At 66.8% G+C, this 21497-nt stretch carries 24 protein-coding genes; 15 read left to right on the plus strand and 9 right to left on the minus strand.

All coding sequences use genetic code 11. The annotated features are described in order from the left end of the window. Nucleotides 1-336 precede the first annotated feature (336 nt). Nucleotides 337-1143: a methyltransferase domain-containing protein gene (locus tag OM960_RS23730; RefSeq protein ID WP_264773711.1), complete on the minus strand. Its 807-nt coding sequence runs from the start codon at nt 1141-1143 to the stop codon at nt 337-339. A gap of 118 nt (nt 1144-1261) precedes the next feature. Between OM960_RS23730 and OM960_RS23735 the strand changes: the two genes are divergently transcribed. Further along, on the plus strand, nt 1262-2014 hold the full coding sequence (locus tag OM960_RS23735) for a winged helix-turn-helix transcriptional regulator (RefSeq protein ID WP_263340451.1): 753 nt from the start codon (nt 1262-1264) through the stop codon (nt 2012-2014). Between the two features lie 37 nt (nt 2015-2051). Here OM960_RS23735 and trxB read toward each other — a convergent pair whose 3' ends face one another. Continuing rightward, nucleotides 2052-3020 (minus strand): thioredoxin-disulfide reductase, encoded by a 969-nt coding sequence (gene trxB / locus OM960_RS23740; RefSeq protein WP_264773712.1) that lies wholly within the window; start codon nt 3018-3020, stop codon nt 2052-2054. A gap of 254 nt (nt 3021-3274) precedes the next feature. Here trxB and OM960_RS23745 point away from each other — a divergent pair, with 254 nt between their 5' ends. Further along, a complete protein-coding gene (locus OM960_RS23745; RefSeq protein ID WP_263340448.1) occupies nt 3275-3775 on the plus strand; it encodes an Lrp/AsnC family transcriptional regulator in 501 nt (166 codons plus the stop codon). A 55-nt stretch (nt 3776-3830) separates the two neighbouring features. Here OM960_RS23745 and OM960_RS23750 read toward each other — a convergent pair whose 3' ends face one another. The 4 genes from OM960_RS23750 to lgt all read right to left on the minus strand — a co-directional run bounded on the left by OM960_RS23750 (nt 3831) and on the right by lgt (nt 7875). Next, nucleotides 3831-4487, minus strand: a complete 657-nt coding sequence (locus OM960_RS23750) for a Hint domain-containing protein (protein WP_264773713.1) — start codon at nt 4485-4487, stop codon at nt 3831-3833. A gap of 685 nt (nt 4488-5172) precedes the next feature. Next, nucleotides 5173-5928 carry a peptidoglycan editing factor PgeF gene (gene pgeF / locus OM960_RS23755; RefSeq protein ID WP_263340442.1) on the minus strand — a complete coding sequence of 252 codons (756 nt, stop codon included), beginning with the start codon at nt 5926-5928 and terminating at the stop codon, nt 5173-5175. Next, nucleotides 5903-7000, minus strand: a complete 1098-nt coding sequence (locus tag OM960_RS23760) for a class I SAM-dependent methyltransferase (RefSeq protein WP_264773714.1) — start codon at nt 6998-7000, stop codon at nt 5903-5905. Before OM960_RS23760 ends, pgeF begins: the two co-directional genes overlap by 26 nt. Next, nucleotides 6997-7875 (minus strand): prolipoprotein diacylglyceryl transferase, encoded by an 879-nt coding sequence (lgt, locus tag OM960_RS23765; protein WP_263340437.1) that lies wholly within the window; start codon nt 7873-7875, stop codon nt 6997-6999. The genes OM960_RS23760 and lgt overlap by 4 nt, the downstream gene beginning before the upstream one ends. Before the next feature lie 113 nt (nt 7876-7988). Here lgt and OM960_RS23770 point away from each other — a divergent pair, with 113 nt between their 5' ends. The 12 genes from OM960_RS23770 to OM960_RS23825 all read left to right on the plus strand — a co-directional run bounded on the left by OM960_RS23770 (nt 7989) and on the right by OM960_RS23825 (nt 17914). Further along, nucleotides 7989-8237, plus strand: coding sequence for an accessory factor UbiK family protein (locus OM960_RS23770; RefSeq protein WP_263340434.1), 249 nt, complete (start codon nt 7989-7991; stop codon nt 8235-8237). Between the two features lie 549 nt (nt 8238-8786). After that, complete coding sequence (locus OM960_RS23775; protein ID WP_264773715.1) at nt 8787-9740, plus strand: phage late control D family protein; 954 nt, start codon at nt 8787-8789, stop codon at nt 9738-9740. Then, nucleotides 9737-10180, plus strand: a complete 444-nt coding sequence (locus OM960_RS23780; protein ID WP_264773716.1) for a hypothetical protein — start codon at nt 9737-9739, stop codon at nt 10178-10180. The genes OM960_RS23775 and OM960_RS23780 overlap by 4 nt, the downstream gene beginning before the upstream one ends. A gap of 10 nt (nt 10181-10190) precedes the next feature. After that, a complete protein-coding gene (locus tag OM960_RS23785; RefSeq protein ID WP_264773717.1) occupies nt 10191-10751 on the plus strand; it encodes a phage upper tail fiber protein in 561 nt (186 codons plus the stop codon). 3 nt (nt 10752-10754) lie between these two features. Next, on the plus strand, nt 10755-11210 hold the full coding sequence (locus tag OM960_RS23790) for a hypothetical protein (protein ID WP_264773718.1): 456 nt from the start codon (nt 10755-10757) through the stop codon (nt 11208-11210). Beyond that, a complete protein-coding gene (locus OM960_RS23795; RefSeq protein WP_264773719.1) occupies nt 11207-13099 on the plus strand; it encodes a hypothetical protein in 1893 nt (630 codons plus the stop codon). Before OM960_RS23790 ends, OM960_RS23795 begins: the two co-directional genes overlap by 4 nt. A 151-nt stretch (nt 13100-13250) precedes the next feature. Next, nucleotides 13251-14069 (plus strand): DNA adenine methylase, encoded by an 819-nt coding sequence (locus OM960_RS23800; RefSeq protein ID WP_264773720.1) that lies wholly within the window; start codon nt 13251-13253, stop codon nt 14067-14069. Between the two features lie 155 nt (nt 14070-14224). Then, nucleotides 14225-15226 carry a hypothetical protein gene (locus OM960_RS23805; protein ID WP_264773721.1) on the plus strand — a complete coding sequence of 334 codons (1002 nt, stop codon included), beginning with the start codon at nt 14225-14227 and terminating at the stop codon, nt 15224-15226. Between the two features lie 104 nt (nt 15227-15330). Beyond that, on the plus strand, nt 15331-15804 hold the full coding sequence (locus OM960_RS23810) for a hypothetical protein (RefSeq protein WP_264773722.1): 474 nt from the start codon (nt 15331-15333) through the stop codon (nt 15802-15804). A gap of 387 nt (nt 15805-16191) precedes the next feature. Next, a complete protein-coding gene (locus OM960_RS23815; protein ID WP_263340370.1) occupies nt 16192-16695 on the plus strand; it encodes a type III secretion system chaperone family protein in 504 nt (167 codons plus the stop codon). 74 nt (nt 16696-16769) lie between these two features. Continuing rightward, nucleotides 16770-17582, plus strand: coding sequence for a pyrroline-5-carboxylate reductase (gene proC / locus OM960_RS23820; protein WP_264773723.1), 813 nt, complete (start codon nt 16770-16772; stop codon nt 17580-17582). Continuing rightward, entirely contained in the window at nt 17579-17914 is a 336-nt protein-coding gene (locus OM960_RS23825) for a tRNA-binding protein (RefSeq protein ID WP_263340364.1), read from the plus strand. The genes proC and OM960_RS23825 overlap by 4 nt, the downstream gene beginning before the upstream one ends. Nucleotides 17915-18221: 307 nt before the next feature. On the opposite strand, the gene OM960_RS23830 is transcribed toward OM960_RS23825, so the two are convergent. After that, nucleotides 18222-18821, minus strand: a complete 600-nt coding sequence (locus OM960_RS23830; protein WP_264773724.1) for a thymidine kinase — start codon at nt 18819-18821, stop codon at nt 18222-18224. Nucleotides 18822-18896: 75 nt separating this feature from the next. Beyond that, nucleotides 18897-20144, minus strand: coding sequence for a DEAD/DEAH box helicase (locus OM960_RS23835; protein WP_432759535.1), 1248 nt, complete (start codon nt 20142-20144; stop codon nt 18897-18899). 398 nt (nt 20145-20542) lie between these two features. Here OM960_RS23835 and OM960_RS23840 point away from each other — a divergent pair, with 398 nt between their 5' ends. Then, nucleotides 20543-21142, plus strand: coding sequence for a hypothetical protein (locus OM960_RS23840; RefSeq protein ID WP_263340360.1), 600 nt, complete (start codon nt 20543-20545; stop codon nt 21140-21142). Nucleotides 21143-21212: 70 nt separating this feature from the next. On the opposite strand, the gene OM960_RS23845 is transcribed toward OM960_RS23840, so the two are convergent. Then, nucleotides 21213-21344 (minus strand): hypothetical protein, encoded by a 132-nt coding sequence (locus OM960_RS23845; protein WP_263340357.1) that lies wholly within the window; start codon nt 21342-21344, stop codon nt 21213-21215. Nucleotides 21345-21497 lie beyond the last annotated feature (153 nt).

The following is a 21497-nucleotide window of genomic DNA, read 5'->3' on the forward strand; positions in this document are numbered from 1 at the left end:
AGAAGCTCCAGGTCGCAGACCTGGCGCTGGGTGAGGTCCCAGGACGGCAGCGCGCCGGCCTCGTGCTTCAGCTTCTGGGCAGACTCGTACGAGACGTATAGCTCCGGGATCGGAGCAAGATTGGGGAGCGACATCAGCGATTCGACCTTTGCATGACCGGCGCGGCGAGACCGCCGCTTTCGCGCCGGGCATAGCGCCGAAACGGGACAAAATTCAAGACGCGCGGGCTCTGGCGCCGTGCAATCGGACGGAAAGTGCGATATTTCTGCGATGCAGCGAACGGCGTCACGGACCGCGCGCCTCGAACGGGACGCGAGGCGCCTCGCGCGGCCCGGTTCACGGACGGATCATCACCAGACGCGCGGGAGCCGGAAAAGCCACGCGGCCATTGGCGCCAATATGGGCGGCCAGGTGGTGTCGCGCGGCCGCTTTCAGCCGGCGCAACCGGTCGGCGGAGACCATGTCCGAGAGCGTCCAGCCGCCGATCTCGGTGTCGATCCATGCGTCGAGCGATGCATGGCGCGCCGTTCCCGTGAGGACGCCATGCTCGGCAAGCTTCAGCCCCGCTCGGTCAATCTCATCTTTGATGTCACCGATGCTTCCGAGGGAAAAGGGCGCGGCAAGCGCGGCGGCTGCATCGGGGCCCGCGATCTCGCCGACGAGCGGCACTAGCCGGTCATAGGCGGGGGTTCGATCCAGCACCTCCCAAACGAGCAGCGCTATGCGGCCTCCAGGTTTCGTGACGCGGGCCATCTCGCGCAGCGCTGCCGTGCGGTCGGCGAAGAACATCAGGGCGAACTGGCACATGACCGCATCGAATTGGCCATCGGCAAGGGGTAGCGACTCGGCGGGCGCCTCGATCCACTCGATCGCGTCGGACTTGCTGCGCGCAACGGCGAGCATGCCGGGATTGATATCCACCGCGGCGACATGTCCTTTGGAGCCCGTAAGTTCGGCGGCGGCCAAGGCGGCGACACCGGTGCCGCAGCCGACGTCAAGAACGTGCTCTCCGGGGGCGATCGCGGCGGCGTCGGCCAGCATCGGAGCGAATTGCCCGAACAGGGCGGGCACGAATGCGCGATCGTAGATTGCGGCGGCCGCGGTTTCGACCTGCCCGGCTTCGGCTTTCTTCAGGGTCTGCATGATCTCCTCCTTTCATACGGGGAGGTTCGCAAACCCGTCCGGGTGCGAATAGTCCTGATTCTGTAGTAGTCTGATTGTTACCCGATCGAGCCACGGCCAAAGGGTAAGGGAGCACCAGATGCGACGCTACGGCCAGTTCTGTCCGGTCGCCAAGGCGGCGGAGGTCTTCTGTCAACGATGGACCGCGCTGATCCTGCGCAACATCACCTGGGGCGCGCACCGGTTCTCCGACATCCAGCGCGGCGTGCCGATGATGTCTCCGACGCTACTTTCCAAGCGGCTGAAATCCCTTGAGCAGGAAGGAATACTGGAGCGCCGCGCGAACGGGCGCGCGGTCAGCTACCACCTGACCCTCGCGGGCCGCGAATTTACCCCGATCATCGAGGCGATGGGCGCCTGGGGGCAGCGATGGGCGCGGCGGGATCTCGAGGAGGGCGAGATCGACCTGGACCTGCTCCTTTGGGGAATAGAGCGCGGCGCGCGGGCCGACGCCTTCGGGGCGCGCGGGGTGGTGCGGATCGAATTCACCGACCAGCCGGCGCACAAGGCGCTCTGGTGGTTCCTAAATGAGGATGGGCGGTGCCAGCTCTGCGTCGACGATCCCGGTGGCGAGACCGATCTTTTCCTGGCCGCGACCGTCGCTGACTTCATTCGCATCTACCGGGGTGACATCGCGCTCAGGACCTCGCTGGCTGACGGCATTCTCGAGGCGATCGGCAGCTACGAGGCGCGGGACGCCCTGGCAAGTTGGCTGAACCTTGGCCCGCTCTCGGCGATCCGACCGGTGAATGCGGCGAGTGGGCAGGGCCGAACGGCGGCACGGGACCCAGTGGTCCCGGCCAGTGGCATGGACCAGGATCGATCCATGTGAGAGCGGCCGGTCATCCCGGCGCGCTTCCGTGGTTGGGTTACTCCGCGGCTTCGACCGCCTTTTCGGCGTCTTGTGCTGCGAGCCAACGTTCGGAATCGAGCGCCGCCATGCAGCCCATCCCTGCCGAGGTCACGGCCTGGCGGTAGACGTGGTCCGTCAGGTCGCCGGCCGCGAAGACGCCGGGGATCGAGGTCTCCGTCGTGCCCGGCTTCACCTTCACATAGTTGCCGTGATGGAGCTCCAGCTGGCTCGCGACCAGTTCCGAGGCCGGAGCGTGGCCGATCGCGACGAAGAAGCCCGCACAGGGGATATCCGTGGTCTCGCCGGTCCTTACGTGGCGGGCGCGCACCGCGGTGACGCCGAGCGGCTGCTCGTCGCCGAGCACCTCGTCGATCGTGTGATCCCACAGGATCTCGACTTTCGGATGTTTGAAGAGGCGGTCCTGAAGGATCTTCTCGGCCCTGAGCTCGTCGCGGCGATGGACCAGCGTGACTTTGCTGGCGAAATTCGTGAGGAACAGCGCCTCTTCGACGGCCGTGTTGCCGCCGCCGGCCACGACAACCTCCTTGCCGCGGTAGAAGAACCCGTCGCAGGTCGCACAGGCCGAGACGCCGAAGCCCTTGAACTTCTCCTCCGACGGCAGGCCGAGCCACTTGGCCTGCGCGCCGGTGGCGAGGATTACAGCGTCAGCGGTGTAGGTCGTGCCGGAATCGCCATGCGCGGTGAACGGCCGCTTCGACAGGTCGAGGGAGGAGATGTGGTCGGAAATGACCTCGGCGCCCATCGCCTTGGCGTGCTCTTCCATCCGGACCATGAGATCGGGACCCTGGACCTCGGTGTCGCCGGGCCAGTTCTCGACTTCGGTCGTGATGGTGAGCTGTCCGCCCGGCTGGATGCCCTGAACAAGGATCGGGTCGAGCATGGCCCGCGAGGCATAGACCGCCGCGGTATATCCTGCGGGGCCGGAGCCGATGATCAGAACCCTGGTGTGCCGCGTCTCGCCCATGACAGTCCCTTTCCGATGCTTGTCCGCGCCATATAGTCAGCCCGGGCGGGCTGGGGAACCCCTCGAAACACGGTCATGCGGCTGATCGGGACTGAAACAGGAGCGGCTGGCCCTACAAGTCCGCTTCTCCTGACGGCGGCCGTCTCGGTGCTGCCGCGCGGATGGTGTCTCAAAATGTTGCGTGCTTGCGAAACAATGTTGCGCGTTATGGCGCCGAACGGTAAGTTCCGCGAAATTTCGGGAGAGAATGACCTATGGGCGCCAACAGACTCGACGAGATCGACCGGAAAATTCTGGCCGAGCTGCAAGATGACGGGCGCATGACGAATGTGGAGCTGGCCCGCCGCGTCGGCATTTCGGCGCCGCCCTGCCTGCGTCGGGTGCGGACGCTGGAGGAGGCGGGCTACATCCGCGGCTACCACGCCGACGTCAACCCGCGCGAGCTTGGATTCGAAGTCCAGGTCTTTGCCATGGTCGGGCTGCATTCGCAGGCCGAGGTCGATCTGTCGGCCTTCGAGCAGCGTTGCCGGGAATGGCCGCTCGTGCGCGAGTGCCACATGCTGAACGGCGAGATCGACTTCATCCTGAAGTGCGTCGCCCCGGACCTGTCGTCGTTTCAGACGTTCCTGACCGAGGAGCTGACCTCGGCGCCGAACGTGGCGAGCGTCAAGACCTCGCTCGTGATCCGCTGCGCCAAGGACAAGCCCGGCGTTCCCTTCGATTTCCTCGAAGAGCGACTCGGGCGCAGCGCCTGAGGACGAAGCCCCGGCGCTGCGCCCGGCCCCCAGCGGCGGCGCGGCGTGCCTCGCCCTAGCCGGCCAGCGCCGCCTCAACCTCGCTTGATGTCATGTGGGGATGGGCCAGTGGACCAAACCCGCTGAACGACCGCAGGTGCGGGAACAGCGACAGGAAGCTCTGCGCCGCCCTGGGTCCGCGGTCCTCTCTGGTCGCACCGGGGTGGTAGCTTTCGATCTCGAGCCCCGCGGCGCGCAGCGATCCGTGCCTTTCGAGCATGATGTGGTACACCGGCACCGCCGCCGTGGGCGTGACCTCGATGATCGATACGCCATCGACGAAAGTTTGGGCCGAAGCGTAGACAGCTCCGGCGCGGTCGCCGAACCGGCTGCGCAGAAGGAGCTTGGCGCCCGGCCCCAGCACGAGATCCGGCATCGGCCGACCGATGCCGAGCGCATCGGCGGTGATCCGGGTCAGCGTACCGCCGTGCATGCCGCGCATGGCGCGCGGCGGGAAGAGCGTCATGGAGCCGATCCAGGTGATCGTCTCGCAGCGGTCTTCGGCCGTCAGGGCCTGCATGCCGGGCACGAGGTCCTCGACGGCGACGGGGCCGTCCGACGTTGCGATGACGGTCCCTCGGGCGAAAGCCGAAAACGCTTCCTCGTAGTCGGGGATTGCGGGCGCGAGACGGGTTGCGGTCTCAATCTGACCGTCCGCGTCCAGATAGCTCAACTGGTAGCGCCTAGTGAGTATCGGAGGGTTGAATTCAGGTTTTCGATACGGAATGCCTTGGCATTCGGCAGCGGGCGAAGAACTTTTTTCCGTCGAAACAGAGGCGACGGTACCTAACGGGTACGACACGCGAGCAGCCTTTCGGTCTGGTCACATCTGCGCACCCCCACCCAAGAATACAGACTGACACAGTTGATATCGGGCCATCTCGGGCGGCTTCTGTCAAAAACGGGCGTCCATTTGCGCCTCCTTGTTGTCAATCGCCGCGGTGTTGCTGGTTTTGTTGCCGAAAGCGTGAATAATGACTGGGCGCGAAACGACGCACCCCGCGCTGGTAGCGCAACGAATCGGCTCGTGATCCTGCCGATAACCGCGCCCCGCCGTGACGATGGGAACAATGCGGTAGCCCTTGTGCTCTGCGCCAGACCTGCATCAGGTGGCCGTCGAAGGGCGTATGTGCGGGGAGGTCGCTCCCCCTTCTTGATGATGGCGCTTGCCGCCGAGTTATTGAGGGCTCTGCGGGGCGAGGTGACGCTCCGGCTGCCCTTCTTTGGATTTCACTGAGATGCGGCTTTGCCTGACTGCTCCTTTGTCCTCTGGGGCTTGCGCCCCGCCTTCAGCCGGGTTGCCTGATCCGGCGTCACTCAACCTCGTGTTGAAATGCGGCAGAAATATGGCGCCGCAATCAGAGCCGGATTGCCGAGAGAAGCCGGCCGTAGTCGGCTTCGTGGGCGTGCACCGACCGGCGGTACGAGAAGAACCGCTCGGGATCGGAATAGGTGCAGTGACGGCTCCATTCCGCCCGCCCGACGCCGGCTTCGCGCAGGCGGTGCAGGCCGAAGCCCGGAAGGTCGAAATGCACGCGGTCGCCTTCGCCTCCGGCGAAGAAACGGTCGTTGTCAGGATCCTCGGTGAGGAACGTGTCGAAAAACTCCGGCCCGACCTCGTAGGCTTTCTGGCTGATGGTCGGGCCGATGATCGCGACCGTGTTGCCGCGACTGGCGCCGAGGTCTTCCATCGCTGCGAGCGTCGCTTCAAGCACGCCTGACAGCGCGCCGCGCCAGCCGGCATGGGCGGCGCCGATCACGCCCGCGCGGGCGTCGGCGAACAGCACCGGCTGACAGTCCGCGGTCAGAACCGTGAGCGCCAGGTTCGGAACATCGGTGACGAGCGCGTCGGCACGAACCGGCGTCGCGAACGGACCGGTGACGGTCACGACGTCCGCCGAATGAACCTGATGCACACCGACCAGTGCGCCCGGCCGGACGCCAAGCGCGTCCGCCACCCGTTCCCGGTTGATCGCGACCGCTTCGGTCAGGTCCGACGAGCCGTGGCCGCAGTTCAACCCGCGGAATATTCCGGATGACGCGCCACCCTTGCGCGTGAAGAAACCGTGTTTCAGGGGCAGCAGCGCGTCATGCGTGAGGATTTCGAGCGTCATGAAACTGGTCTAATCCGGGTGGAAGGGGCGCCCCTCTGGGGAAACAGGCAATCGCTTTGAACAACTGTCCCATTTCTTCGGGATGGGTCAAGCGCCGATGCGCCGCGATGTGGCTTTCGAGCGCGTCGCCGGTGAGGTTCCGCGCAAGGGCGCGGGCGCGCCCGGTGATTCCCAGCCGTTCGAGAAACACGCCCTGCGGGGTCATCGCGGTGGTCTCGCAGCCAGCGGCGGCGAAGGCGACCGCAAGCTGTTCGAAATCGACATGAGCGGTCAGGTCGGCCTCGCCCGGCTCGGCGAAGGGATCGACCGGCCGGTGCGCCTTCAGCGCCTGAAGCGTATCGCCGAGCGAGTGCCAGCCGCCATAGTCGATCACGAGGGCAAGGCCGCCATGACGGGCAATGCAGCCGGCGATGGTCGCCGCGATGGGGGCGAGGGCCGGGCAGGTCTCGACGATGTCGCACGGCGCGGTATCACCCAGCCGGGCATCGAGGGCGCCGTAGCGGCTCACCGGCCCGAGGCCCGGCATCAGCCCATGTTCGGAAAGCGCGACCTGCCGCTCGGACCATCCGTTGTCACGTCGCTCGAACTGGCGGATCGGCAGCGCGTCGAAGAACTCGTTCGCGACCAGAAAGAGGGGCGCTTCGGGCAAATCCTCGGCCCGGTCGAGCCATTCGGGGGCCTGATCCGACAATGTCCTGGCCTGGCAGGCGCGAAGCGCAGGCGAAGCCTCGACGAGCCGGATCCGTGCCGCCTCGGCCATGCCGGGCACGGCGCGGATCGCACGACAGATGTCGGCCATCAGCGTGCCGCGCCCGGGACCAAGCTCGGCCAGCGTGAACGGGGTGGGGCGGCCCTGATCGAGCCAGCTCTGCGCGAGGCAGAGCCCGACCATCTCGCCGAAGACCTGGCTGATTTCCGGCGCGGTGGTGAAATCGCCGGCGGATCCGAAGGGATCGCGGGTGGCGTAGTAGCCGTGTTCCGGATGCATCAGGCAGTCGGCCATGTACTCGGCGATCGTCACCGGGCCGCTCGCCGCGATCCTCCGCGCGAGGATTTCGGCGAGCGGCGTCACGCCCGCGCCCGGCGCCAGAACCAGAGCCCGGCGAGAATCATCGGCAGCGACAGGAGCTGCCCCATCGACAGGCCGATGCCGCCAGCATGGAGAGCGTAGCCCATCGGGTTGTCGGGGGTGATGAACTGGTGATCGGCCTGCCGGACGAACTCGACCGCGAAGCGGGACAGCCCGTAGCCGAGGAGGAAGACGCCGGTGATCAGCCCGGGCCGCCGGAGGGCTCCGCGCCCAAGAAGCAGCATCAGGACCGCTCCGAGCAGCAGCCCCTCGAGACCCGCCTCGTAAAGCTGGCTCGGATGGCGCGCGCAGTCGCCGGGAAGGAAGCCGGTGCAGGTCTGCGCGGCCTCGCCGGGGAAGATCACGCCCCAGGGCAGGGTGGTGGGGCGGCCCCAAAGCTCGGCGTTGACGAAGTTCGCGAGGCGGCCGAGAAACAGGCCGATCGGCGCCACCAGCGCCATCGCATCCGAAAGCTGCAGGGGCGGCACGGCGTGGCGGCGGCAGAACCAGAGCCCGGCGGCGACCACGCCAAGGAAGCCGCCGTGGAACGACATGCCGCCTTCCCAGACCTTCACGATCTCGGCCGGGTTCGCGAGGTAGAACCCCGGCTGGTAGAACAGCACGAAGCCGAGGCGGCCGCCGAGAATCACGCCGATGATGATCGCGGTCAGGAGATCCTCGACCTTTCCCGGCTCCATCGGCGCCTGCCCGGCCGGCCACAGGGCGGGGCGCCGCATCAGCGCGCGGATGACCCACCAGCCCGCCAGAAGTCCGACGAGATAGGCGAGAGCGTACCAGCGCAACGCGAGCGTGATGCCGAAAAGCTCGACCGAGAAGATCTCGTTCGAGAGATCCGGAAAAGGAATGGCAGCCTGCATCGTGTTCTCCTCGACCCTCTCAGAGCGCGCGGCTGCGACGAAGTCAACCTTGAGCTTTGCCGCCGCGGTGCGCATATAGGCCGCGAAACCGACCTGCCCCACGGAGGCGCCCGATGAGCGGACCGAACAAGTTCTTCGACGACATGTCGAAGCTGATGACCAATGCGATGGGCGTGGCGCAAGGTGCCCGGACCGAAGCGGAAACCGCGATGAAGAGCTGGATGGACCGCTGGCTGGCCGACCGTGACTTCGTCACGCGCGAGGAGTTCGAGGCGGTGCGGGCGATGGCACAGAAGGCGCGGGAAGAGAACGAGGCGCTGAAGGCGCGCATCGCCGCGCTCGAAGCCGGCAAGAAGGGCTGAGGCGCCGCGGCGCGTGAGTGTCGCGAGTTATCCGCCTTCTTCCGATCAGTACTCCACTTCATCGACCGGCGCCGGACGCGGGGCCAAACGGACGGATTGGCTTTACCAGGGGCGCCGCATGGGGCGGCCCCCTTTTCGCAGTAGAAGGCCGGATCGCCGCTCATGGCGCTCCATGCTTTCGTCAGGCTCGGCCATTTATGGAACACGCCACTTCGACGCGCGGCAGTCACGCTTTGCGCGCGGTTTCGGTCCTGCCCGGAGTTCCTTGCCGGGTATCGCGAATATCCGTGCACGACCACTCTATCTGTGTGTTGACTCCAATATCTGCAGTGATCCCGGAAGGGGCCGGCTGAAGCCGGAAGTGGGCGGATGGTCCAAGGAAATAAGGGGTTTTGGGGGCGTGTTGGAGTCGGTGAGGACCGTGGGTGCGATGTCTGCAGTACAGGCCGAAATCGGGGCTTGGTGGGGCTGAGCGGGCTGTCGGGGCAGATTTGAAGGCGCCGGTGAAGGGACCGTTTAAACCCCTGTAAAAGAGCATTAAAATGGGGCGTGCGGGCGAAGTCGTGGCCGAAGCGGGCTCCGATCCGCGACCGGCTCCTGTCGATCACGCTCATCGACGAGGACGGCGTCTCGGCCGACCGCGCCGAGATCGTCATCGACGACCGGGACGGCCGGGTCGCCTTCCCGGAGATGGACGCCACGCTTGACATCGCGCTCGGCTTCCGCCCGGGCGCGCTGACCCCGATGGGGCGCTTCGCCGTCGACGGCGTCTCGGGCACCGGGCCGCGCCAGACGATGACGGTCTCGGCCACCGCCGCCGACATGAAGGGCGCGATCCGCGCGCCGAAGACCCGCGCCTGGGAGAATGTCACGCTCTCCGCCATCGTCGCCACGATCGCCGCCGAGGCCGGGCTCGACCCGGTCGTCGGCGAGAGCGTCCGGACGGCGCTCTGGCCCTATCTCGCGCAGACCGCCGAGAGCGACCTGCATTTCCTGACCCGGATCGCGGCGACGCTCGACGCCACCACGAAACCCGCCGGCGGGCGGCTCATCGTCCAGCGCCGGGGCGAGGGCAGAACCGCCGCCGGCGACGCGATGACACCGGTCGCGCTCGCGGCCAGCCGGCTTTCCGACTGGCGCTGGAAGCTCGATGCCCGCGAGGACTACGGCGCGGTCGAGGCCGAATGGGCCGACACCGCCGGCGGCACGACCCACAAGGTCACGAAGGGCGCGGGCAAGCCGGTCCGCAAGCTCCGCCACGTCCATGCCTCGGCCGGGGAAGCCGAGCGCGCCTGCGCGGCCGAACTCGCGCGCGCCGGACGCGCCGGGCTCACGCTCACCGCCTCGCTCGCGGGATTCGAGCCCGGCCTCTTCGCCGGCGGCGCGGTGACGGTCACCGGGCTCCGGCCCGAACTCGACGGCGACTGGCACGTCGCCCGCGTCGTCCATGAGCTCTGCAATGGGCTCACCACGAAGTTCGAAGCCCTGAAAGCGAAAGCATGACGGATTACCGTAACGCCCCCCTGGTCCCGATCGCGGCCCCCGGCCGCGCCTCCGGCGTCACCGCGCTCGCGCGCATCGGCCATCTGCGCTCGGACATGCCCGCGCTCGCGGGCGCGGCGCTCGCGATCGTCGCGCCCGCGCGGATCTCCCCGGCCGCCGGCGTGACGGGCACGGTCTTCAGCCTGATCCCGCCGCTCATCGAGGGCGCGCCCCGGCCGAGCGTCTCGCTGACCGTGTTGACGCTCGGCGGCGTGGATGTTCGCGACCAGGTCGTGGCGGGCCGCTTTACCGCACCCTCGGCCGGGGCGCTTCTCGCCACCTGGACCGCCGCGAACGGGCTGGCCGAACCGGTGACAGCGACGGCCGCGGCGGTGGTGGCCGACTACGCGGCCGGCGCCTTCAGCGGCGCCTTCAGTGCCGCATTCGATCGAGCAGGATAGGAGTGAGACGATGGCTGCGATGACCAGAACGGCCTTCAAGACGGCGAAGAACGCGCCCCTGGCCGACAACGCGACGGGCGACATCACCGCCGCGGCGCTGCGCGCCGTGATCGACGACTTCGCCGACAGCGCCACCTTCCCCGAGGACATCGCCGCGGATCTCGTGAAGCTCGCCGGCGTCGAGGAGGGCGCGAGCGCCGACATGACCGGGGCCGAGATCAAGGCTGCCTACGAGGCAGAGGCCGACACTAATGCCTTCACCGATGTCGCGTTGACCAAGCTCGCCGGCATCGAGGACGGCGCGACGGCCGACATGACCGGCGCCGAGATCAAGGCCGCCTACGAGGCCGAGGCCGACACCAACGCCTTCACCGATGCCGAGAAGAGCAAGCTCGGCGGCATCGAGGCGGGCGCCAGCGCCGACATGACCGGGGCCGAGATCGTCGCGTCGGTCGACGCAGAACTCGGCGGCACCGACTGGCGGATGCTGCGCTTCGAGCAGATCACGCAGGCGGCCTATGACGCGCTGCCGACGCCCGATCCCGCCACGCTCTACATCATTGTCGGGTGAGCCATGGCGACCCTGAGCACCGGTGACGCCGTGCGCCTCGGGGCTGTCGCTGCCGACAAGGTCTATCTCGGCGCGTCCCTCGTCTGGAGCCCCGCGCCGGCGCCGTCGATCTTCGACTTCGAGCTGGTCGACGAGGCGGGCTCGGCAGCCTTCACCAGCGTCTCCGCGCTTCGCGTCTCGATCCAGGGCGGGCCGTGGCAGACGATCGCCGCCGCCGGTCTCACGCTGGCGCGTACGGCGGCCGACGAGATCACCGTGTCGGGCTTCGCCTCGAACGCCGACGCGCTCTCGGCGCGCTGGCATTACCAGCAGCAGCAACCCGGCGAGCCCTATTCCGAGGCGAACAGCGTCGCGGCGATCTGGGCGCGGCGCGTCGGCGGCCCGACGCCGGCGAACCCGACCATGCCCGGCGTGCCGCTCGCCGCGACCCCGCACAACAACCCCGTGGTGACCTCGTGAGCATTCGTCTGCCCTTCGTGAACCACCAGTTCGCTACCTCGGGCGCGGTGCGACTCGACGCGCCGACCGTGGCCTGCGAGAAGCCGGCATCGGTGGCCTGCGTCTATGGACTGTGGGTGCGTCCGCCGTCCTCGCCCTTCGTCAACAACCGGTCCCACACGTTCCTCGGCCAGCAGGGCGGCGGCACCGGCGGCAACGACGGTTATGTGCGCTTCGCGGATCAGGGCATGACCACCATCGAGGCTCTGGTCAAGGACGGCGGCACGACGCGGTTCTCGGCCTCGGTCGCGCTCGGCGCCGCGGCCTGCGGCAAGGCCTTCCTGGTCATGGTGATCGTCGCCAACGGCTACAGCTATCTCGCGGTCTGCGAGCCAGGCGGCGCGGCGATGGTCGGCACCCATGCCGGCGCGGATCTCTATGCCCGCAACCTCACCGGCACGAAGTACCTCTTCAACCGCATCGGCTCGGCGCTCGACAAGGGCTTCTACGGAGAGGTCGAAAACGCCTTCTTCCTGCACGGCAGCTTCCCCGGCGCCTCGACCGGGGCGCCCGACACCACGCTCATCCAGAACATCGCGAGCGGGGCGCAGGATCTCGACACGCTGCACACGCTCCTGACCGGCGGATCGCAGCGGTTCCGCTACACGCTCGCGAACGATGCCGACCTGGCCGATGCCTGGGGCGTCGCCGGCGCCCTGACGCCGCAGCTCATCAACGCGCCGACCGGGTTCCGGCTGCGGCCCGGCGGCCCCCTGCGCCCGGTGGCGCTGCGCCCGGCCCACACGCGCACTCATGTCAGCCAGGCGCAGTTCCCGACGCCGGGCAGTGCCGCCGGCGCCACGGCGCGGATCAGGACCGAGGGCGGGATCTATGCCGGCATCACCCCGGCCGCGATCGAGGCGCGGCTCGTCAAGGATGACGGCGCGGAGCTCTTGGGCTGGACCACCGTCGATGCCGCGCCGGCTGGCGGCGCATGGGCGGCGGGGGAACTGACCGGCGTGCCGCTGACGGTCGGGTTCCTGCGCCTCGAGTTCCGCGCGGTGGATGGTGGCGGGCTGCAGGTCGGCCCCGCCGTCTCGTCGCACGGGCTGCGCGGCACCGGGTTCAGCCTCATCACCTCCGGCCAGTCGCAGCACATGCACCTGTGGGAGGTCGGCGCGTCCTCGATCTCGCTGCCGGCGGGCATCAATCTTGCGGTGACGCGGCAGAAGGGCGTGACGGTCCCCGCCGGCACGACCGAGGATTGCCTCCTGTCGAGCGGAGATCCGGTCACGGTTCGGCTCGCCTGGGGGATGCGGCAGGCGGCGGTCGAGCTCAACACCCGGTTTCCCGGCATCCCGGTCCAGTTCGCGACGGTTGGCGAGAGCGGTCAGGACGTGACCGAGTGGCAGCCGGGCGGCGCCTATGCGAACCGCTGGGGCTGGCTCAGGGACCATGTCGGCATGGTGCAGGATCACTACCTCGTCCTCTACGGCCATTCGAACCCGACGCCGGCCTATCTCGACGCGCTGAACGCGATGATCCCCCATGCCGAGGCCTCCCTCGGGCAGAGCAAGCGCGTGATCATGTGTCCGACTGCGCGCTACTCGCTCGCCGGAACGAACAACGCGGGCCCGGTCTACGCCCGCAACGCGATGTGGGACTGGGTGCAGGCGAACCCGGCGCGCGGGCACTGGGGCGGGTCCTGGGCGGTCGTCCATACCTCCGAGAGCGCCGTGTCGGCCGATCCGCATCCCGGCGTGACGGCCGAAGGACAGGGCCGCTCGGGCGCGCTCATAGCCTGGGCGGTGATGATGGCCGCCCGCGCCGCCGAGGACGTCCCTCTCGCCATCAAGTCGGCCGAGGCCGCCGGCACTTCGGTGACGCTCAGGATCGGGCCGGTCAACTAGACCGGCTCGCGGCCCTCCGGCGCCAGCCGGGAGGTCAGGGGGCGCGCCAACGCCCCCCAACTCGGGGAACTCTTTGCGCCCCCGCCGACCAGCTCACGCTTATGGCCGCTCCCATCCCTGAGCTCAGGGAGGGGCATAGAGACAGATTCGCATGACCTCGAAAAGCCCCCGTTTAACAACGCCTTCAACGCCCGTTTCTCCGGTCGCGCCGGTCGCCCCGTGGCTCGGCGGAAAGCGCAACCTCGCGCGCCGCATCACCGCGATCATCGACGCGGACGCGCACATGACCTACGCCGAGCCCTTCGTCGGAATGGGCGGCATCTTCCTGCGGCGGACCCGACGTCCGCGCGCCGAGGTCATCAACGACCGCGGCCGCGACGTCGCCAACCTCTTCCGCATCCTGCAGCGCCACTATCCCCAGTTCCTCGAGACGCTGCGCTTCCAGCTGACCACGCGGGCCGAGTTCGAGCGCCTGGTGGCGACCGATCCCGATACCCTGACCGATCTCGAGCGGGCAGGGCGCTTCCTCTACCTCCAGCGCACTGCCTTTGGCGGCAAGGTCTCGGGCCGGAACTTCGGCGTCTCCCGCGACCGCCCCGGCCGCTTCAACCTCACGACGCTCGAGCCCATGCTCGAGGATCTTCACAGCCGCCTCGCCGGCGTCGTCATCGAGTGCCTCGACTACCAGGACTTTCTCCGCCGCTACGACGGGCCGGGCACCTTCTTTTACCTCGACCCGCCCTACTGGGGCTGCGAGACCGACTACGGCAAGGCACTCTTCGCGCGGGAGGATTTCGCGCGGCTGGCCGAGCTGCTCGCCGGGCTGAAAGGGCGCTTCCTCATGTCGATCAACGACGTGCCGGAGATCCGCGAGATCTTCGGGCGGTTCGCGATCCGGCCGGTGGCGACGACCTACACCGTGGGCGATGGCGCGCGGCCGGCGGCCGAGCTGTTGATCGAGAACGAATAATGGGAGACGTCGCCGGGCAATGCTGCGTCACTCAGTCCACAACTCACCCTATATCCCGCTTGAGGCAACGTTCCTACTCAACCAGACGACGAATCATTGTGCAGAGCGGAAAACACCTAAATCGTTCCGGCGTGTCGAATGGATTAGGAGCGAGTATGCCCAAGGCAGTAACAGTCCAGTATCGTCATCTGAAGACAAAGGATCTTCAGGACGGTGCCGATCTGAAATCTATGGTTGTAGAGGCTCTACGACGGCAAGGCGCCGGGGGCAAAGCCCTCGTCGAGAGCGCACGGTTGAGGAAGATCGACCTCGACCAAGACGGCAGCATTGTCATCCTCAACAAACTTTCAGACCCAGGATCGTGGGACGGTCCCTTGTTCGCTGCGCAGCTCATTCACCTCGAGGCTGGCACAGAGGTGCAAGCTGTCACTCAGTCATTGGAAGAAGACACGACGGAGTTCTTGCTAGAGAACCTCCAGCTTGACGCGAAGACGAGCATTCTTAAAGGCGCGCTGTACTTTGCAGTCGTCAAGAACCACGTCGGAATCATCGAGGGTCAAAGCGTTAAAGGCCGTACGTTGGAGCGGTACCTTACTCGTCTACTGCAAGACGCTGACGAGATGGAGCCTGGGCAAGCAATCATCCTGAACGGTCGGTTTGCCGCCGCAGACGGAAAAGAACTGGCCTCGTCGACCGAGGTGACCGTTCGAGCGGCACCGAACATGGGGCGTGATGCTGAGCTTGCAAGAGCGCAAGAGGTTCTCGAGCGTGAGGCCGCTCGCGCTCGCGAGGAGGGCCACACCGTTTTTGACGTCTTGAGAACTCTAGGTTGGAATGAAGACGCCATTGGGAGTCTGAAGGAGGAAATCCCCGATGATGGCTGGATCGAGGGGTTTTTCAGGGTCTTCATCAAGAGCAAGAAACGGCGGAAGCCGATCTCTCGTGCAACGATTGACGAGGCTCTTAGAAATATCGATCCGGCGGATCTGGGTTTGAGAGGTGACGGCATTGAGAAGGGCGGCTTGGTGAAGCTCTCGCTCTCACGGAGTGTTGCCACAATTGGACAGCTTCTCGATCCATCTGATGCTATGATACAGATCGTGAACGCCCTCAAGGAGTGGGCCGCGCAAGGGAAAATTGATTGCACTTTCGACTAAGTCACAAGCTGTCTGCCATCGCCGTTGCGGTAGCGTTCACCTGTGCGCCGATCGGGTTCTTTGGCGGCGACACAGGGCGAATACTTGTGACTTTCTTGGGCCTGATGTCCGCCAGCATTCTGCCGACGGTGTCACTGTTGGTCGGCGCCATGGGGGCAAACGGACGCTCGGTCAAGGGCATCAACGATCTCCACACGGAGATAGGTGACACGATTGCCGTCCTATGGGCGATCTTCGGGTTGGTCGTGCTCTCGGTGTTGGGGTTGTTGGTCAACTCGCTGGTGATTCCACCTCTCGAACTCCACATTCCTGGAAGCGCCTACTTCGTAAGCGTTGACTCGCTCTTGTATCGTCTGTCCCAGGGCATCACCGGCGGTGCAGCGATGCTTGCTTTGACGCGCATCGGGCATGTGCCGACGTCCTTCAGGCGCGCTCTTGAGATCCGCCATCAAATCGCCGTGGACGAAGCGCGTAGGCGCATTGACGACAGCGCGCCTACGACTGACAAGCTTCAAGCGATTTTTCCGAAGGCGACTGGCTTCGGTGCCAGGAAGGATATTGCCACCGGAAAACAATAACCGAAGGCGCGCGGCAGCAGCTTGTGGCACTGCTCGGCGTCGCCGGAACCGTTTAACCGCCCGTTTAAGGCCGCTTCAAACCGCCGCCGGAACCGATGATCGGCGCGTCTTCGGGGTGCCTCTCGCAACCCAAGGCCGCGTCCGCTACCACATTTAGGGCCGAAAACCCGCTCAGTTGCAGATATCTCTGTCAAACACTGCAAATATTCGTGTCACGCTACACTATCCACAAGATTTAGACGGTCATCCGGAAATACTTCTTTACAGATGGTGTATTCGGAGACACCATATCTTGCAGGGTCGGGCGTCAAATGCACCGAACCTAGAGGCGGGCACCTAGTCCTTGCGGGCTGCCACCCAGCAGGGTCACAAAAGAAGAGGCCGGGCATGTCGCTTTCCGAGACGTATCTCTCCACCGAGGACCTGCATCCGATCGATATCGTCGAAACCATCGCCGAGCATCACGACTGGGATTTCGACCGGGTGACCGACGATCAGATCGCCATGGCGGTCGAAGGGCAGTGGCGGACCTATTCCATCACGCTGGCCTGGTCGGGCTATGACGAGACACTGCGCCTGATCTGCACTTTCGAGATGGATCCGCCCGACGAGGCACTTCCGGCGCTCTACGAGGCGCTGAACCGTACCAATGACATGGTCTGGTCCGGCGCCTTCACCTACTGGCGCGAGCAGCGGCTGATGGTGTGGCGCTACGGTCTGTGCCTCGCCGGCGGTCAGATCGCCGGTCCCGAGCAGATCGACCGCATGATCAACGAGGCGGTCAGTTCCGCGGAACGTTTCTATCCGGCATTTCAGCTCACTTGTTGGGGCGGTGAGAGCCCCGAACGCGCGATGGAAGTCGCCATCGCCCAGGCCTACGGGCGGGCCTGAGGGGGCATTTGGCGGCCGGGGGTTTCCCTCGGCCGCCGGATCGCTAATCTGCCTCCGCAGCTTCGGAGGTGATCATGGACATGAGCGAGGTGAGCCGCAGGGGGCTGGTGCTCTTGGGATGCGGCAAGATGGGCTCGGCGATGCTCGAGGGGTGGCTCAAGGGCGGGCTGCCCGCAGCGAGCGTCTGGGTGAGCGATCCCTATCCGTCGGACTGGCTGAAGGGGCAGGGGGTCAACCTCAACGCGGCCCTGCCGGAGGCGCCGGCCATCGTGCTTGTCGCGGTGAAGCCGCAGATGATGGCCGAGGCGCTGCCGGGGCTCGCGCGGATGGGGGGCGGGCGGACGCTGTTTCTGTCGGTCGCTGCGGGAACCACCATCGCCTATTACGAAAGCGTGCTTGGCGCGGAGACGCCGATCGTGCGCGCGATGCCGAACACGCCGGCCGCGATCGGCCGCGGCGTCACCGCGATCACCGGCAATGCCCGCGCCACAGCGGCGCATCTCGACTTGGCCGAGGTGCTTCTGTCGGCGGTGGGGCAGGTGGTTCGGATCGAGGGCGAGCATCAGATGGACGCGGTGACGGCGGTATCGGGATCAGGCCCGGCCTATGTCTTCCACCTCATCGAGACACTCGCGGCGGCGGGTGTGGCGGAGGGCCTGCCGGCCGATCTCGCGATGCGGCTCGCAAAGGCGACCGTTGCCGGGGCCGGAGCGCTCGCCGAAGCGTCGGAGGAGCAGCCCGATCAGCTCCGGGTGAACGTCACCTCGCCCGGCGGGACCACGGCGGCGGCGCTCAAGGTGCTGATGGACGAGGCGCGCGGATTCCCGGCGCTGCTGAGGGAGGCGGTTCATGCGGCGGCTGAACGGGGGCGGGAACTCGGGCGATGACGATCGGATTTGACGATTTCCTGAAGGTCGATATCCGGGTCGGGCGGATCACCCGCGCCGAGCCCTTTCCCGAGGCACGCAAGCCGGCTTTCAAGCTCTGGGTCGATCTCGGACCCGAGATCGGCGAGAAACGGTCTTCGGCGCAGATCACCCGGCATTACCGGCCGGAGGAACTGGTGGGCCGGCAGGTGCTGGCTGTGGTGAACTTCCCGCCGCGCCAGATCGGCCCGGTGATGTCGGAGGTGCTGGTGCTCGGCGTGCCGGATGCGGATGGCGAGGTCGTTCTGATCGGGCCCGGGCAAGAGGTGCCGGTAGGCGGGCGGCTCTACTGATTTCGGCCTCGGATGCGCCTTGGCCGACCCGCCGGGGGACGTCCCGTCCCCCGGACCCCCTGGGGAGTATTTTTGAACAGAAAGTGAGAACAGCCCGCCCCGGAACCGGGACGGGCTGCACTTCCTGTCGCGGTCAACGGCCCTCCGGCCTGTACCGCGAATCCCACGATCGCAGGGCGGGGTTAAGGAAAGTCTAACCGTGCTTGCCGGACGCGGACCGGTTTGGTCGCGGTCCCCTGACCCGAGTGCCCGCGCCCTTGGCGCGGGCACGAGACATCTCGTGGCGCCGCAAGGCGCCTCCGCGGGATCAGTCGGAAAGGCTCTCGGGCCGGTCGCCGATTTCTTCCCGCCAGTGCCGCCGGCAGAGCGAGACATAGGTCTCGTTCCCGCCGATCTGAACCTGGGCGCCGTCGCGCAGCGCCCGTCCGTCGGGTCCGCGCCGCACCACCATGGTCGCCTTCCGGCCGCAATGGCAGATCGTGCGCACTTCGCGCATCTCGTCGGCGAGGGCCAGGAGTGCGGCCGAGCCCGGGAACAGCTCGCCGCGGAAATCGACCCTGAGGCCGTAGGCCATGACCGGAACGCCGAGGTCGTCGACCGACCGGGCGAGTTGCCAGACCTGTTCGCGGGTCAGGAACTGCGCCTCGTCGAGGAAGACGCAGGCGACCGGGCCCTCGGTGCGCCGGCGCTCGATCGCGGCGAAGAGGTCGGTGCCGGCATCGAAGATGTCGGCCGTCTCGGCGATGCCGATCCGGCTTGCGATCTGCCTGGCGCCCGCCCGGTCATCGAGCTTGGCGGTCAGGAGATAGGTCGCCATCCCCCGTTCGCGGTAATTGTGCGATGCCTGCAGCAGCAGCGTCGACTTGCCGGCATTCATCGTCGAGTAGTGGAAGTAGAGCTTCGCCATGGGACCTGTTTGCGCTGGGGGCAATGGCGCTTCAAGCCGGCCGGAGGCGACTCCGGCCGACCTGTCGCGTCCCGATCACGCGGCCTTGGTGCGCCGCGGCCGCCGCGAGGGGCGCCGGGCCGGGCGTTTGGTCGCCTCGTCAGGCCGGTGAGGCTGGCCATGCGCCGCGCCGCGGTTCTGCCGGTTGCCCTGCTTCGCCTTGGCGGCTTTGGCGGCGGCGTTGGCCTCCGCGCCGGAGGGCGGCTCGCCGCCAATGACCGGCAGCGCGACCTTGGTCAGCTTCTCGATCGCCCGGAGTTCACCGAGCTCCGCCGGGGCGCAGAAGGCGACCGCGCGACCATCGCGGCCGGCGCGGGCGGTGCGGCCGATCCGGTGGACGTAGTTCTCCGGCACATTCGGCAGGTCGTAGTTGTAGACGTGGCGGACATCCGGAATGTCGATCCCGCGCGCCGCGACATCAGTGGCGACCAGCACCTTCAGCTCGCCTGAGCGGAACGCCTGCAGCGTACGCTCGCGCTGGCCCTGGCTCTTGTTGCCGTGGATCGCGCCGGCCTTGAACCCCCAGGTGTCGAGGAGCTTCATCAGCTTGTCCGAGCCGTGCTTGGTGCGGCCGAAGACGAGCGCCAGTTCGTCGGGATGCCTGGCGAGGTAGTCGGCGAGGAGCTTCGCCTTGTCGCCCTGGTTGACGAAATGCACCGCCTGCTCGATCTTCTCGGCGGCCTTGCCCGGGGGCGAGACCTGCACGCGCGCGGGCTCCTTCAGATAGGAGGTCGCGAGTTCTTCGATCTGCTTCGGCATCGTGGCCGAGAACAGCAGTGTCTGGCGCTTGAAGGGAAGGAGGCGGGCGATCTGGCGCAGCGCGTGGATGAAGCCTATGTCGAGCATCTGGTCGGCCTCGTCGAGGACGAGGTAGAGCACTTCGTTCAACGTCAGCGCCTTGCGGTCGAGAAGGTCGATCAGCCGGCCCGGCGTGGCGACAAGGATGTCGACGCCGCGCGCGAGCCGCTCGGACTGGGCGTTGAGCGAAGCGCCGCCGACGACGCGGAAGGTCCGGATCGGCGTGCCTTGCGAGAAGTTCTGGATGTTCTCGGCGATCTGGGTCGCGAGCTCGCGGGTGGGGGCGAGGACGAGGGCGCGGCAGCTCTTCGGATTCGGCCGGCGGCCGATCTCGAGCAGCTTCGTCACCATCGGCAGGCCGAAGGCGGCGGTCTTGCCGGTGCCGGTCTGGGCGAGGCCCATGAGATCGCGGCCCGCCATGATTTCGGGGATGCCCTGGGCTTGGATCGGCGTCGGCGTGGTCAGGCCGAGGCCGGGAAGGTTCATGAGGACGCGCGGGGCGATCCCGAGGTTTTCGAAAGTCGTCAAGTCTGTGTCTTTCATTGGGGCGCGCAGTGTCGCGGCCCGCAAACAGGGTAAGCGCCGGACCCATGGGGGTTCGGTGCGGCATCGTCGGGGCGCGGCTCGCAACGGAACCGCAGGACCCCTGGCGTGACATGGGAACCGGTATCCGGGCCTATGTCCCTTCGCGGAAGCGGGGAACGGCTGCTCACGCGGCAGCGGGCCTTGGATCGCGGCGCAATGAGGCTTTTACGGCGCCAAGTCAAGCGCCAAGTCCTGCGAGGCCCCGCGGACATTGCGCTGGCTTCGGTCCTTCGCGTAGATGACGGCACGCGTTCGCGTTCGCGTTCGCGGCGAAGCGGTGCGGGATAGGGAGACCTGCGGTGCGTATGAACCTTGCGGCCATCGCGTCATTCATGCTCGTTGTTGGAGCGCCGCTGCCCGGATTGGCCGAGCCTCGGGACTGCGAGGCCAACATCAATGGCGAGAATGTCACCATTCTCTACGACCGCGACCTCGACAGCTACTCCTCGATGCGCGAGCGGCACCTGACACGCCGCAAGACCTGTCCGGGCGCCGTCGTCATCTCACACATGATGCCGGGACTAAACGAGGAGCAGCGCAGCCTCTTCTGCGCGGTCTACGACGAGGACGCAGAGTATTACCGTGCGCCCGCGAAGGGGGAGCGCGACGCCTATGGCCGCTGCAAGCGCCCCTCGGCGGCCTGCCGGCTCGTCAATGCGACCAAGGAAGAGGCGCTGGCGGTCGCGGAACTCGGACTGGACGCCGCCGGTGCAGGGCTGACTGCGGCGCGCGACACCTCCGGTGCGCTCATCCTGAGCGGCAAGGCGGGTGCGCTGGCCGGTCTTCTGGAGACCGCGGGTGCCAGCGCCGCCGCGGCACTTAGCGCGCCGGGCGTCCTGGCCGGCGCGGCTGTCAGCGTCGTTGCGGTCGGCGGCGCCGTCTATCTCTGCGCGGACTGAGGCGGTCGCAGCGCCCCGGCGCTATCCCCACCGGCTATCGAGCAAGCTGACGCGGAGCGTCGGGTGCGCTTCACTGACCTTTCATCGCCGTCCTGTCCGGATTCGCCGCCTTGGCTGACGATTCTGAAGTCAGGACACCCGAACCAGCAACCGAAACGCCGGTCTCGGCGGAGTATTTCAAAATAAATGTGTTGTATTTCATATGCTTAATAACATTTCATCGGGCTGTCACGAAAACTTCGAAAAAACCGCTTGCGGAGATTGGTGGTGATCCGTAAATACCCCCTCACCGAAGCGGGACAGACTGCTGCGGTGGACGGAACGGCGGCGACGCCGGGAAGTTGAGACGGAAAAA

The sequence above is a fragment of the Defluviimonas salinarum genome, from assembly GCF_026013545.1.
GTDB lineage: Bacteria > Pseudomonadota > Alphaproteobacteria > Rhodobacterales > Rhodobacteraceae > Albidovulum > Albidovulum salinarum.